The following is a 12,138-nucleotide window of genomic DNA, read 5'->3' as shown; positions in this document are numbered from 1 at the left end:
GGCGTGTACGTCGTGGTGGTGTATGACACCCTGGCCAAGCGCAACGCGGCCATCCTGCGCCTATGCCGCCAATACCTGCATCACGTGCAGCGAAGCGTGTTTGAGGGGGCACTGAGCCCAGCGCAGCTCCGAAGGTTCCGTCATAGGGTCGAGGATGTAATCGACGCGTCGTACGACAGCGTCTTGGTCTTCACGTTCCCGCCCGGCACGACCCCCGAGCGCCAGGAATGGGGCGTTGCCCAGCCAGCGCCCAGCGACATCCTTTAAGCACTATGGATCATGGAATTGCAGCAAACCTCCCGGGTGTTCTGCACTACCGGAGGTTCACTGCAAAAATCGGGACTTACTCTTCGGTAGAGCATGTGATGACCTGCGACTTTATACTGGGGTCCTCATCGCCCCTACGAGGGGTCGCAACCTACCGAATGCCCCGGGAATGAGCTGTATCACTGGGGTCCTCATCGCCCCTACGAGGGGTCGCAACCGGCACAGGCCACCGAGGTGTTGTGCCAGCTCAACGGTCCTCATCGCCCCTACGAGGGGTCGCAACGCGAACTTCGTGTCATGGGGGGTGCTCTGGGACATGTCCTCATCGCCCCTACGAGGGGTCGCAACACTTCGCTCATTGCGGCGGAGTCTCCACGGGTGAGCGGTCCTCATCGCCCCTACGAGGGGTCGCAACGTGTCCTCGGGCGAGTACACCTGGTAGCCGGAGCGGGGTCCTCATCGCCCCTACGAGGGGTCGCAACCCCTTGTAGTCCGGGGCCCACATCCCGTTCAGATGTCCTCATCGCCCCTACGAGGGGTCGCAACGCCCCGATGGCGCTGACGCGCCCATCCTGCTGATCGGTCCTCATCGCCCCTACGAGGGGTCGCAACAGGATTGGCCTCCCCCGATCACCCGTGACCGCGTCATGTCCTCATCGCCCCTACGAGGGGTCGCAACAGATGCGCCCGGATGCGGACCGTGGGAAGCGTGGGTCCTCATCGCCCCTACGAGGGGTCGCAACGCGGCATAGAAGACTATGAGTGTCACATAGATACCCGGTCCTCATCGCCCCTACGAGGGGTCGCAACTGGACTTAGAGATAAAGTCCGAAGCTTCCTTAGTCCAGTCCTCATCGCCCCTACGAGGGGTCGCAACCCCTTAGGGATAAGGGTTACACCATTGTGTGTGCCCAGGTCCTCATCGCCCCTACGAGGGGTCGCAACGGGCTTTGGCGGGCACTGGTCACTCCTGGCGCGGTTGTCCTCATCGCCCCTACGAGGGGTCGCAACGCCGGTACATGGACTTCATGCTGGGCCAGCTGAAGAGTCCTCATCGCCCCTACGAGGGGTCGCAACGTGATCTACTTCGGGGATTCCAAGGAGGGCTGGGCCCGTCCTCATCGCCCCTACGAGGGGTCGCAACTCGGCACCTTCCGCGATCGGCGCAGGCTCAACCCGTCCTCATCGCCCCTACGAGGGGTCGCAACCTGTACTGGGCGTGCACCGTGGCTTTGCTCGTGCCCGTCCTCATCGCCCCTACGAGGGGTCGCAACAGCTCGTTGAGGCGCTCCTGCGTGGCCGTGTGGTCCTCATCGCCGTCCTCATCGCCCCTACGAGGGGTCGCAACGCGCCGCCTGGGGGTACGGCGGCCGTGCGGCCCGGGTCCTCATCGCCCCTACGAGGGGTCGCAACGCGCTGACCAGCGGCAGCGTCCCGTGTCCGCCCCGGTCCTCATCGCCCCTACGAGGGGTCGCAACGTGGCCGTCTTGACCTGTGCGACGAGTGGGGAGGTCCTCATCGCCCCTACGAGGGGTCGCAACACGAGGGCTGACCCCGCACGTCCCTTTGCCGTCGTCCTCATCGCCCCTACGAGGGGTCGCCACTTGGAGCCACCCGATCGCGGCGGCCAGGCCGCCGTCCTCATCGCCCCTACGAGGGGTCGCAACGAGCACGCCGAATGGCTGCGCAAGATTCGGATCCAGGCGTCCTCATCGCCCCTACGAGGGGTCGCAACCGAGCACTTCGCCAACGTCCACTTCGCCTCGACCGATGTCCTCATCGCCCCTACGAGGGGTCGCAACACCATGAGATCACCGAGGCCATGGCCAAGGAAGGCGTCCTCATCGCCCCTACGAGGGGTCGCAACTACGAGTCCATGCACCCGTCACACAGACACTCGTCAGTCCTCATCGCCCCTACGAGGGGTCGCAACACGACGAACGGGACGGTGAATCCCCCGATGTCGACCGGGTCCTCATCGCCCCTACGAGGGGTCGCAACAGATCTTGCGCCCGCCGTCGCCGTGATCCACGCGAGACGTCCTCATCGCCCCTACGAGGGGTCGCAACGGTAGCCCAGGGCCGCCCCAATCTCATCCCGGAGGTCCTCATCGCCCCTACGAGGGGTCGCAACCCGCTATGGTGAAGGGCCCCAACGCGCCGGTGAGGTCCTCATCGCCCCTACGAGGGGTCGCAACTCGATGTCGCCGGGGCCGTCCGCCAGGCGCTCCCTGGTCCTCATCGCCCCTACGAGGGGTCGCAACCGCCACAGGTCGCCGGGCTGCGGGGGCCACTCGGCCGTCCTCATCGCCCCTACGAGGGGTCGCAACTAGCCCCCATCCAGCCAGTCGAGCTCGACCTCCGGGTCCTCATCGCCCCTACGAGGGGTCGCAACATCTCGTGGTAGGTCGGGATGGACGGGTACTTGGTCAGGTCCTCATCGCCCCTACGAGGGGTCGCAACATTTCCTCGCCCCAGTCGAGGATGTCCCCGCCCTCGTCCTTATCGCCCCTACGAGGGGTCGCAACCGGGCGTACTTGCGCAGCACCTTCTCGACCTCGCGGGTCCTCATCGCCCCTACGAGGGGTCGCAACGTGCCGTCCTGGAACAGCCCGATCCGCAGCGCGTCGGTCCTCATCGCCCCTACGAGGGGTCGCAACCGTACCAGTTCTGATTGCTGATGGTCGTCCCGTGTCCTCATCGCCCCTACGAGGGGTCGCAACCTGAGGTGAGCGAGAGGTCCGTACCGAACGGCTAGCCGGTCCTCATCGCCCATACGAGGGGTCGCAACAGCGGCGCCGGCGGTCCGTGTGTGCCCCCGCCGGGGTCCTCATCGCCCCTACGAGGGGTCGCAACCTGTATGGGACACGTCCCTCACCGTTGGCGCGGTAATGTCCTCATCGCCCCTACGAGGGGTCGCAACGCGACGACGGGGCCGGCCTCGATGAGGGCAACGTCGTCCTCATCGCCCCTACGAGGGGTCGCAACAGCTGCACCGCGCGGGGACCTGGTTCGGGCCTGATGGTCCTCATCGCCCCTACGAGGGGTCGCAACAGGATGTTGCAGTCCCCGGAGAAGCCGCGCCCGCTGCGTCCTCATCGCCCCTACGAGGGGTCGCAACGCTTCGGGGTCATACTCACCCGTGATGATGGAGAGGTCCTCATCGCCCCTACGAGGGGTCGCAACTCGGGAGCGACGCCGTTGGCGATGGCCATCTCCCGGTCCTCATCGCCCCTACGAGGGGTCGCAACTCGTATCGAGCGAGCGCGTGGACGTACTCCTCGGTCCTCATCGCCCCTACGAGGGGTCGCAACACCCTTATGACTTGAGGGGCGGCCACGCGATGTTGGCGTCCTCATCGCCCCTACGAGGGGTCGCAACACGCCGCCGGCAAGTTCAAGCAGAACTGAGCACCAGTCCTCATCGCCCCTAGGAGGGGTCGCAACAGGCGCAGCCAGTCGTTGAGCAGTGCGTGGATGTTCGCGCGTCCTCATCGCCCCTACGAGGGGTCGCAACCGCGGAACACCTCCTCAGGCTCGACCGCCCACCGGGGTCCTCATTGCCCCTACGAGGGGTCGCAACGCACCCTGACCCGCATGGCCGCGTGGATGGAACGCAAATCCTTATCGCCCCTACGAGGGGTCGCAACTCGGGTCTCCCCCTCGGCCTGCACGGCGGCGGACGCGTCCTCATCGCCCCTACGAGGGGTCGCAACTCTCCCGTGGCGCTGTTGCTGTTGTGCGCCGCCGCAGTTCTCATCGCCCCTACGAGGGGTCGCAACATGGACAAGGCCACGCCGTTGATGTCGGCGTTGACCGCGTCCTCATCTCCCCTACGAGGAGTCGCAACGTTTACGCGCCCCGTGATGCGCCGTACGGGCAGGAGGTCCTCATCGCCCCTACGAGGGGTCGCAACACCTGGGTGCACGACCCGCTCAACACCCCGTTCAGCAGTCCTCATCGCCCCTATGAGGGGTCGAAACGCGTACTCCTGGAACGTCTGGGCGCGGCCCTCGGCCTTGGTCCTCATCGCCCCTACGAGGGGTCGCAACTGGATGCTTTGACCAGGCAACGGTCATATGGGCCGAGTCCTCATCGCACCTACGAGGGGTCGCAACCTCCGTGTAAGCGGCGCGGTAGCCCGCGCACGCGGGCGTCCTCATCTCCCCTACGAGGAGTCGCAACAAGGAGTTCTCGACCTCGGGGTACATGGTGATCCTTTCCTCATCGCCCCTACGAGGGGTTGCATCGCCTAGGAGCTGCCGTCCGGCCTCGGCGTCCGGGAGCCTCATCGCCCCTCCCGGGTGGATGGTTCTACGCCGAGGAGCCTCAAGAGCTCGGCCGTTGGGACGAGGTAGGCGACGCCGACGCGGATGATGCGGCAGGGGAACTCGCCCCGCTTCGCCAGCTCATACGCCTTGGTCCGACCGAGGCCGAGGGCCCGCGCCGCGGTGAGCAGGTCGACGGTGGCGGGGAGTTGCTGCAGCTCCGCCAAGGTGAGGCCCTTCATCTCTTCTCCCACGAGAGTGTTGGCCGGGTGAACCCGACCACGTCAGGACGAGTGGAATAGGACGCGTAGCGCACCACGTCTCCGGTGTGCGGCGCGTGGATCATCTGGCCAGGGGCGACGACCACCCCGACATGCCCCGGGCCGCCCGCGCCCGGGTGCATGAAGATCAGGTCCCCCGGCTGCTCCTGTCCGCGAGCAATCGCGGGCCCCTGGCGCCACTGGTCAGCGGCGACGCGCGGCAGCAGGATCCCGGCGTACTGGTAGGCGCGCATCGTCAGCCCAGAGCAATCGAACGAGCCCGGTCCCTCAGCACCCCAGACGTACGGTTTGCCGAGTTGCATCCGCGCGTACGCCACGACGCGCCCGGCGACGGCATTCGGAGCAGCGGGGAGCGCGCACAGTTCCTCCCCTACCGTCCCGAATGAGCCCGAGTACTCGCGGGCGAAGGCGAGCACGCGGCGCACATACCAGTCGGCGTGGTTGTAGCGCCAGACGGCCCGGTACAGGTCTCCCGGTGCGCCGCTCGCCTTCAGGTACTTCGCCGCCGACGGGATCGCGTCGGCCGGGTCGTAGACGTCCGTCCTCCCGTCGCCGTTCCCGTCGACGCCGTACGTCTTCCACGTCGTGCCGAGGAACTGCATCGGCCCCATCGCGCCTGCGAGGTTCGCGCCGGCGCGAATGCCGGCACCGTCACCACGTCCATGGTTACTTTCGGCCTTGCCGATGCCGGCGAGCACCTGCCAGGGGATGCCGTACGCCTGCCCGGCCTGCTGGTACAGCCGCAGGTAGTCCGGCGGGATGCCCCGCGCCTGCCCCTGTCCGCAGCCGGCCGCGCCACCCAACGCCGTGAACGCGAGGACCAGCCCCAGCGGCACCGCGATGACCAGGCATGCGGCCGCCAGGAGCAGCCGCGCGGTCACCGGGACCGGACGGGATCACAGCTCCCGTACGCGCTCCTTGGCTTGCTGTGTCGCCGGCCGTCCAGCGCCCGGCCTGGTCTGGTCATCGTTCATGCCCCCCGTTGTCGGATGGGGCTGTCGCAGCACGTCGAGGACCGCGTTCCAGGAGTACCGGTAGTCCTTGCCCGTCCTCAGCGCCGGGATCTGGCCGGCGTTGGCCATCCGGCGGACGGTCTGGGCCGACAATCCGAGCTTGCTGGCGAGTTCCTTGGTGGTCAGCACGTCCGGGTCACGGCCAAGCGGCTCGGTCATCGTCACTCCCTATCGGTCAGCGGTCCCCTGACTAGTTTCCCCTACGTGACTGGGACAGCACTCCTTGTGAACGTCTGAAGGTGGATGTAGCCGTTTGAGGCTGCTTGCGCTCTGGAAGGTACCCACGTAGCGTGACGAGCACGCTACTCATTGCGACAATCCGTGGAGTCACGTCAGCAAAGGGAGGGCAAGCATGCTGGTCAGCGCAGTGCTCGACATGGTCCAAGCGGCACCGGTGCCGAATCCGCAGCCGATCGCACCGCCAGGCCTGGACAAGCCGATCACCACGATCCTCGGCTGGGCCAAGTGGGGCGTGATCGTCTCCGGCGTCGCCGGCCTGCTCATCTGCGGCGCTCAGATGGCGATCGGCCGCAAGAACCGCTCGTCCTTCGCCGCCGACGGCGCCTCCGGCATCCCGTGGGTGCTTGGCGGGCTCAGCCTGGCCGCGACCGCGTCCGGCATTGTCGGGATGTTCCTGCGATGAAGGCATCGGTCCTCCTGCTGGTGCTGCTCACCGCCTGCGCTTGCGGCACGTCACCGACCCCGGCGCCGTCACCTCGCCAGCCGCACATCACGTGGCAGGACTTCCACGGCGTACGGCTACCGCTATCGGACGCCGACGGCCCTCGCGTGCTCGACCACGATCGGGCCCAGGGTTTCACCCGCACCCGGCAAGGCGCTCTGCTCGCCGCGCTGCACATCGCCGTACGCGCGAACTCGCAGTGGGGCCCGGCCGTATTTGAGCCGACCATCACCGAGCAGGTGACCGGCCCGGATGCCGACCGGCTGCTGGAGCAGACGCGGAATCAATACGAGGAGAGCAGGCAGGAGGCGGGGCTCTCGCAGGGCAGCCCGCTCGGCAAAGCCTTCGTTGACGAGGAGGCCTACCGCTGGGAGAGCTACACGCCTGATGCCGCCGCCGTGGACATCGTCAGCGCCGGGCCCGACCCTCGCGGCACCACGGTCCGCGCAACCACCCGCATTCAGGTCGTCTGGCACGAGGCTGACTGGCGCGTCGTGGCACCGCTCGACGGCGACTGGAGCAACATGGCGACCGAGCTGAAGTCCCTCGACGGCTACACGCCCTTCGAGGGGTGAGTCACCATGTCATGCGAGAACTTGATCTCCCCCACCTGCGTCGTCGCCAAGCATCTCGTGGGCCGGATGGCAGCGGGCGCCGCCAATGGCGTGCTCGGCGAGATCGCCAAGGCCATCCAGGACGGCGTGGCCTGGGTGGTGGGCAATAGCGTCTCCTGGTGGGTGAAGGTTCCCTCGCCGGATCTCGCTGCCGAGTCCGCAGTAGACCACCTACGCCAGTGGACGCTGCCGATCGCCATCGCGGTCGCCCTCCTCGGCATGATCAGCGCGGGTGGCAAGATGGCGCTGACCCGCAAGGGGAGCCCGCTGGTCGACGTCGGCTCCGGCCTGGTCACCATCGCGGCGACTTCTACCATCGGGGTGCTGACCGCCTCGATGCTCGTCAAGGCCGGTGACGCCTGGTCCACCTGGGTGCTCAACTCCGCCACCAACGACGATTTCAGCAGGCGACTCACGAAGATCCTCGGCCTGAGCGGAGCGGCCCCTGGCGCAGTAATCGTGCTGGGCATCATCGCCATCTTGATCGGAGCGATCCAGGCCGTCCTCATGCTGTTCCGCGAGGCGGCGCTGGTCATCCTGGCTGGCCTGCTCCCCCTGGCCGCCGCCGGTGCGATGACCGCGCTGACCAAGCCCTGGTTCCGCAAACTGACCGGCTGGATGCTGGCGCTCATCTTCTACAAGCCCGCCGCCGCCGCGGTGTACGCGACGTCGTTCACGATGGTCGGCGAAGGCAAGGACGCGCGGACCATTCTCATGGCGTTCACGATGATTCTCCTGTCGCTGATCGCGATGCCCGTCTTGATGAAATTCTTCACCTGGACGACGGGCTCACTCGCGGCGGCGAGCGGGGGCGGCGGCATCCTCGGCGCGAGCATCGCCGGAGCGGTGGCCCTCGGCGCGTTCCGCAACTCAGCCCCCGCCTCCCCTGCCACGGACGCGAGCACCCACGCGAGCTTTCTGTCGTCCCAACTGAGCGGCGGGAAAGCGGCGGGCGGCGCCCCACCGACCTCTCCTCCAGGCGCCTCCCCAGCAGCGGCGGGTTCGAGCCCAGCCGCAGCCGGCGGGGCGGCGGCAGGAGCTGCGGCAGCAGGAGCGGCTGCGGCCATCGCGGTCAGCGGCCTGGCCAACGGGGCGCGGACCGCGGCGAACTCCATGGGAGAGGACCACCAGCGATGACGGAGTTGCGTACCTACGGCGGCTGGCGCAGGCGGCGCGGGCTCGGCCTGCTCGGCCTGGGCACCGCGGGAACGTTCGTCGCGCTGGGCTCACTCACCGCCCTGGTGCTGGCGGTGTCGATCGATATGCGCGCCGCGATCTACACCGGGCCGCCTGCCGCCCTTGCCGGTGCGCTGGTGCTGATCCGGGTGAGCGGCGTCCCGATCGCCCATCTTGTGCTGAGACGGGTGCGCTGGTCGTACGGCAAGGCGCGCGGTCACACCCTCTACAAGGCCGGTGTTGTCGTCGCCCATCCGCGGGCCTTCCAGCTTCCGGGCGTGCTGGCCGCGACGCGGCTGCTGTCGGCCGAGGACGGGTTCGGCCGGCAGTACGGCATCGTGTGGGACCGGCAGACCGGGCTGTTCACGGCGACGTTGAAGGTGTCGCCAGCCTCCACCTGGCTGGCCGAGCGGTCGAACGCCGACTCCTGGGTGGCCAACTGGGGCGCTTGGCTGGCCTCGCTCGGGCACATGCCTGCCGTCCGCTGGGTCACGGTCACCGTCGACACCGCCCCCGAGCCCGGCTCCACCCTCGCCGACACCGTCGGCCAGGCGCTGTCCCCCGACGCTCCCGAGGCAGCGGCGCTGCTCATCAAGCAACTCGTGAGCACGGCTCCACGGACGGCCGCTCGCGTGGACACCTACGTCAGCGTGACCTTCGACCCGTCCCGCTCCCCCGCCGCAATGGACGACATGCCGACCGCGATCGGCGAGCTGGGCCGGTCCCTGGACGCGCTGGCCTCCTCGCTCGGCGGGTGCGGTGTCACGGTCACCGGCCGGGCCACCACCGGGGAGCTGGCCTCGATCGTGCGGAGCGCGTACGACCCGGCAGCACGCGCGGACACAGCCAGAGCCACCAACCTGAGCTGGGCGGACGCGGGACCGATCGGCGCCGAGGAGCACCCCGACCACTACCGGCACGACAGCGGTGTCAGCGTGAGCTGGGCATGGCATGAGGCGCCGCGCCAGAACGTCCCCGCCGACGTGCTCAGCCGCCTGGTCGCCCCGGGCCCATTCCCCAAGCGGGTGAGCCTCCAATACCGGCCGCTACCCGCCGCCGAGGCGACCCGGGTGCTCGAAGACGAGGTCAACGCCGCCGCGTTCCGGGAGCAGTACCGCCGCCGGACCGGCCGGGACGAGACCGCCCGCGACGCCTACGACCAGGCACGTGCCCGCCAGGCCGCCGCCGAGGAGGCGACCGGGGCGGGGGTCACGCTGGTGACGCTCTACGTCACCACCACCGTCACCTACGAAGACGACCTGACTCGTGCGGTCGCCGTCACCGAGGCCGCCGCGGAGGCCTCCCGGATCCGGCTGCGCCGCCTTTGGGGCAGCCAGTCGGCCGGGTTCGCCACCACTCTGCCCTGCGGCGTGTGCCCCGCTGAGCTGACGAGGAGGTCCTGGTGAAGACACCGGCACGCGGATGGCGCGAGCCGTACGGCGGGCGTGCCGTGCACGTCGAGGTCGGCGTGGAGTTCCAGGCGACCACAGCGCAGGTGTGCGGCCTGTTCCCCTTCGTGGCCGGCTCCGGCTCCCCCGCCGTCGGCACGCCGATCGGCCGCCATCAGCTGTTCGGGGAGGTCGTCTGCCTCGACCCGCTGGCCTGGCTGCGCGCCGGGCTCGTCACCAACCCCGGCGTCTTCGTCCTCGGCCAGCCCGGCACGGGCAAGTCCACCCTGGTCAAACGGCTCATCATCGGCGCCATCGCGTTCGGCTCGACCGCGCTCATCCTCGGCGACACCAAACCCGACTACACCATGCTCGTCGAGCACGTCGGCGGCCAGGTCATCCACGTCGGCAGGGGGCTGGACCGGATCAACCCGCTGGACGCCGGCCCACTCGGCGCCACCGTACGCACCCTGCGCGGGGCCGAAGCCGAGCGGATGCGCTGGGAGATGCGCGGACGGCGGCTGTCCCTGCTGATGGCACTGTGCACACTCATCCGCGAAGCGCCGATCACCAACGTCGAAGAAGTCATCCTCGGCCGGGCGATCGACCTGCTCGACGAACGCCTGACCGAGCCCACCGTGCCCGACGTGCTCGCCGTACTCGAGGAAGGCCCCGAAGCCCTGCGTGCCGCCGCGCGAACCGACCACTCCGATCGGTATCGCGAGCGGGTCAACGACCTCGTCTTCACCCTCGAACTACTGTGCACCGGGTCGCTGGCGGGCGTGTTCGACGGGCCGACCACCCGCCCCCTCGATCTGACCGCGCCCGCGGTCTCGGTCGACATCTCCCGGGTCGGCGCGGCCGGCGACAAGCTGCTGACCGCTGCGATGCTCTGCACGTGGGCGTACGGCTTCGCCATGGTCGACGGCACTGCGGGGCGCTCCTACCTCGGGGTGATGGACGAGCTGTGGCGCGCGCTGCGCGGAGCGCCTGGCCTGGTCGAGTACGCCGACAGCCTGACCCGGCTCAACCGGACCAAGGGCATGGCGTCGATCATGATCACCCATTCGCTTGCCGACCTGGAAGCTCTCCCCACCGAGGAGGACCGGGCCAAGGCACGCGGGTTCATCGACCGAAGTGCCATCACCGTGCTGGCCGGGCTGCCGCCGCGCGAGCTGGCCCGCGTCAGCGAGATCACTCGCCTGACCGGGCCGGAGCAGGAGCTGGTGGCCTCCTGGTCGGCGCCGGACTCTTGGCAGCCGGGGGCGCGCCACCCTGGCCGCGGCAAGTACCTCATCAAGACCGGCGACCGGCTCGGCATCCCGGTCGAGCTGGCACTCGTCGGCGTCGAGCACGAGCTGTACGACACCGACCAGGCGATCCGATGACGAGGGCCGTGGGACCGCGCGCCGGGTTCACCCCGCACGGCGCGATCGGCGGATGGGTATTGTTGCTGGCCGGATGGGGCGTCGTGGCCTTCTTCGGCCTCATCTGGGTCGCCGCCAGGATCGCAAGCGGCCTATTCGGCGGGCGGGTGCACGAGTTCGGGTTGGATTTCGCGCTGGAGGTGTTCGAAGGCCGTACGTCTACCGCCTGGCCGGGCACGCCGACCCCCGCCGTCATCGCGGTTGCAGCGCTCCTTATTACTGCGGCGCTCGCCGTGATCCTGGCTGCCTGGTGGGCGATCACCGGACGGCTGCCCGACCCGGTGGACCCGGTGGCCGCACTCGCGGACAACCCGGGTCTCGCCGCACTCAAGCCGGACGCGGCGGAGAAGAAGGCCCGCGAGCTGCGTCCCTCCCTGGCCGGGCCGCTGGCACCATGCGACATCGGACTGCCACTCGGCGACCTCATGCGGAACGGGCCCACGTTGTACGCCTCCTGGGAGGACACCATTGTTGCCTTCATGGCGCCCAGGTCGGGCAAGACCACCTGCCTGAGCATCCCCTACGTACTCTCGGCGCCCGGCCCGGTGATCGCCACCTCCAACAAGGCCGACCTGTGGGCGGCGACCGCCGCACTACGCGCCGCCGACGGCGCGGTGTGGCTGTTCGACCCCCAACGCATCACCTACCAGGAGCAGGTCTGGTGGTGGGATCCACTGCGTGGTCTGTCGACCGTGGAAGACGCTCACCGCCTGGCTGGGCACTTCGTCTTGACCGTCGACGATGGCAACAAGCGCGATCTGTGGGGGCCTGCCGCTCAAGACCTGCTCTGCGCCCTGTTCCTGGCCGCCGCGTCCTCCGGCCGCACCCTGCGCGATGTCGCCATGTGGCTGGACGCGCCGGCCGTACCGACACCGGTCGAGCTGCTGGAGGCCGCCGGGTTCTCCCTGCTGGCCTCGTCCCTGCGGGGTGCGCAGAACGGCGCGGTCGAGACCCGCGACGGCATCTACCAGACAGCCCGGACCGCCGCCAAGGCGCTGCGGGACGAGGCGATCATCTCGTGGGT

Annotated in this window: 10 protein-coding genes and 1 CRISPR repeat array; of the genes, 7 read left to right on the top strand and 3 right to left on the bottom strand. The window is 68.7% G+C overall.

What is annotated here, in order from left to right:
• The first annotated feature begins 3 nt into the window (after positions 1–3).
• A complete protein-coding gene (cas2, locus tag AB0B72_RS36995) occupies positions 4–267 on the top strand; it encodes a CRISPR-associated endonuclease Cas2 (protein ID WP_367744209.1) in 264 nt (87 codons plus the stop codon).
• Positions 268–388: 121 nt separating this feature from the next.
• A CRISPR array of direct repeats spans positions 389–4,515; the repeat unit is 30 nt; unit sequence GTCCTCATCGCCCCTACGAGGGGTCGCAAC.
• 38 nt (positions 4,516–4,553) lie between these two features.
• Here the strand turns inward: cas2 and AB0B72_RS36990 are convergent.
• The 3 genes from AB0B72_RS36990 to AB0B72_RS36980 are packed head-to-tail and all read right to left on the bottom strand — an operon-like array spanning position 4,554 to position 5,986.
• On the bottom strand, positions 4,554–4,775 hold the full coding sequence (locus tag AB0B72_RS36990) for a helix-turn-helix domain-containing protein (protein ID WP_367744208.1): 222 nt from the start codon (positions 4,773–4,775) through the stop codon (positions 4,554–4,556).
• Positions 4,772–5,695 (bottom strand): NlpC/P60 family protein, encoded by a 924-nt coding sequence (locus AB0B72_RS36985; protein WP_367744207.1) that lies wholly within the window; start codon positions 5,693–5,695, stop codon positions 4,772–4,774. The genes AB0B72_RS36990 and AB0B72_RS36985 overlap by 4 nt, the downstream gene beginning before the upstream one ends.
• 15 nt (positions 5,696–5,710) lie before the next feature.
• The gene (locus AB0B72_RS36980; protein ID WP_367744206.1) at positions 5,711–5,986 is read right to left on the bottom strand and encodes a helix-turn-helix domain-containing protein; all 276 of its coding nucleotides are present in this window, start codon (positions 5,984–5,986) and stop codon (positions 5,711–5,713) included.
• A 193-nt stretch (positions 5,987–6,179) separates the two neighbouring features.
• On the opposite strand from AB0B72_RS36980, the gene AB0B72_RS36975 reads away from it, so the two are divergent.
• The 6 genes from AB0B72_RS36975 to AB0B72_RS36950 form a co-directional block, all read left to right on the top strand.
• On the top strand, positions 6,180–6,470 hold the full coding sequence (locus tag AB0B72_RS36975) for a hypothetical protein (RefSeq protein WP_367744205.1): 291 nt from the start codon (positions 6,180–6,182) through the stop codon (positions 6,468–6,470).
• Complete coding sequence (locus AB0B72_RS36970; protein ID WP_367744204.1) at positions 6,467–7,084, top strand: hypothetical protein; 618 nt, start codon at positions 6,467–6,469, stop codon at positions 7,082–7,084. Before AB0B72_RS36975 ends, AB0B72_RS36970 begins: the two co-directional genes overlap by 4 nt.
• A 6-nt stretch (positions 7,085–7,090) precedes the next feature.
• Positions 7,091–8,260 (top strand): hypothetical protein, encoded by a 1,170-nt coding sequence (locus tag AB0B72_RS36965; RefSeq protein ID WP_367744203.1) that lies wholly within the window; start codon positions 7,091–7,093, stop codon positions 8,258–8,260.
• Entirely contained in the window at positions 8,257–9,705 is a 1,449-nt protein-coding gene (locus AB0B72_RS36960) for an SCO6880 family protein (protein WP_367744202.1), read from the top strand. The genes AB0B72_RS36965 and AB0B72_RS36960 overlap by 4 nt, the downstream gene beginning before the upstream one ends.
• Positions 9,702–11,075, top strand: a complete 1,374-nt coding sequence (locus AB0B72_RS36955; RefSeq protein WP_367744201.1) for a hypothetical protein — start codon at positions 9,702–9,704, stop codon at positions 11,073–11,075. The genes AB0B72_RS36960 and AB0B72_RS36955 overlap by 4 nt, the downstream gene beginning before the upstream one ends.
• The coding region (locus AB0B72_RS36950; RefSeq protein ID WP_367744200.1) for a type IV secretory system conjugative DNA transfer family protein at positions 11,072–12,138 on the top strand (1,067 nt) is incomplete at its 3' end. The genes AB0B72_RS36955 and AB0B72_RS36950, both read left to right, overlap by 4 nt.

This window comes from Microbispora sp. NPDC049125, from assembly GCF_040802045.1.
Taxonomy (GTDB): domain Bacteria; phylum Actinomycetota; class Actinomycetes; order Streptosporangiales; family Streptosporangiaceae; genus Microbispora.
The sequence above is the reverse complement of the archived record's forward strand: the minus strand, read 5'-3'. Positions and strand labels throughout refer to the sequence as shown.